1 protein-coding gene is annotated in these 1,615 nt (G+C 39.1%); it reads right to left on the minus strand.

The window, feature by feature from the left end; all coding sequences use genetic code 11:
• Window positions 1-124: 124 nt before the first annotated feature.
• Window positions 125-1,348, minus strand: coding sequence for an IS110 family RNA-guided transposase (locus WAX74_RS20890; protein ID WP_336499577.1), 1,224 nt, complete (start codon window positions 1,346-1,348; stop codon window positions 125-127).
• Window positions 1,349-1,615: the final 267 nt, after the last annotated feature.

Consider the following 1,615-nt stretch of genomic DNA (forward strand, 5'->3'; position numbering starts at 1 on the left):
AACTACCATGAAAATAAACTTCTGTAATTTCGGAAAAAAGGCAATACTTAATAAGACGCAGCTCATTCGTTTAAAAAAAAGAGAGCGCCTAATTCATTGAACTATTGTAGGTAGATGGACTGGATTAAGATGCTTCAGGTTCTTGTAACGTAACAGTGTATCCTAAACTCTCAAGTCTCCGTAAGGAATGTCGAACAATTGACTGTTGTTTCTTTTTATCAAAGTAGTCTTCGCCTAAGTCTACATACATTTCTTTTCGAGTTAAGAGATAATAGGAGATGCGTAACATGGCATGAGCTACTACAATTCCTGCCCGTTTTTTGCCTTTTCGTGCTGCTGTACGCCTATATAGTGCGCCGAGATAGTTTTTAGATCCTCTTACAGAATGAGCTGCTTCTGTTAATGCTGATCTTAAATATTTGTTTCCTTTTTTGGTTTTAGCTGATTTTCTTTTTCCAGCACTTTCATTATGACCTGGAACTAATCCTGCCCAAGAACACATATGGGCTGCACTAGGAAATTGCTTTTTCACATCAGTACCAATTTCAGATAATATTTGTTCCGCCATTCTTGTAGCTATTCCAGGAATAGAATCTAGTCGGTCAATATCATCTTGATGTGTGCTTACTCTTTCGGCTACTTCTTGGTCTAACATCTCGATTTGCTCAGTTAAAAAGTCTATATGTTTTAAAATAGTCTTTAACATTAAGCGTTGATGAGAATTAATATATCCCCTTAGGGCTAGCTCCAGTTCTTCTTTTTTCTTTTTCATAGTACGTCGAGCGAAGTTTGATAGAATTTCAGGATCTTCTTCGCCGTTGGCGATAGCGTTAAGCATATCTCGTGAAGAAACACCCATGACATCTGAAACAACAGAACCAAGTTTGATATTTGCACCCTCTAATACTTTTTGTATACGATTATGTTGCCTAGCGCGTTCTTCAATAATACTTCGACGGTATCGAACTAGTTCTCGCAGTTCCCGTTGATTTCTGTCTGGAATATAACTAGCTTTTAAAAGCCCATGACTAAGGAGTTTAGCAATCCATTCTGCGTCCTTCACATCTGTTTTACGTCCTGGGACCGCCTTCATGTGTTGGGCATTCACAACTAGAAACTCAATATCTTCAGCTTCTAATAAATTCACAATAGGTTTCCAGTAAACACTTGTACTTTCCATGGCAACATGTGTACAGTTATTCTCTTTAATCCAGTCTATCAACTGTATTAAAAAGATAGTTTTAGTTGAAAACGTTTTAATCTCCTTTCCTTCTGGTGTGATAATGCAAGCGGTTATATTGTCCTTATGAACATCCATACCACATGCTCTTTCAATGACTACATCCATTGAAAAACATCCTTTCTACGGCTCTAATTATTATTGGAGGCTGGTGCAACAATCAGAATAGGATTAATCTACCATGTGTGCTTCCCGTAAGGGAGCGACAGTCAGTGGTGCACCGTGGTCGTTGGAGTCAGACTAACGGATGGGCTCTAACGCACCATAGTTCATCGACCTTCCTCTCCCAGCCGTAGAATCAGTATGTACGGTTTTTCCCCATTTTCATTCTCTGTGGTGAAGCGCTGATTTTGCGCTTCATGGATGGCTAACGGG

It is taken from the genome of Psychrobacillus mangrovi, from assembly GCF_037104765.1.
In the GTDB taxonomy this organism is placed as follows: Bacteria; Bacillota; Bacilli; order Bacillales_A; family Planococcaceae; genus Psychrobacillus; species Psychrobacillus mangrovi.

Coding starts and splice junctions, on each gene's coding strand:
- WAX74_RS20890 (WP_336499577.1), bottom strand. CDS start 1,348: ATGGATGTAGTCATTGAAAGAGCATGTGGTATGGATGTTCATAAGGAC.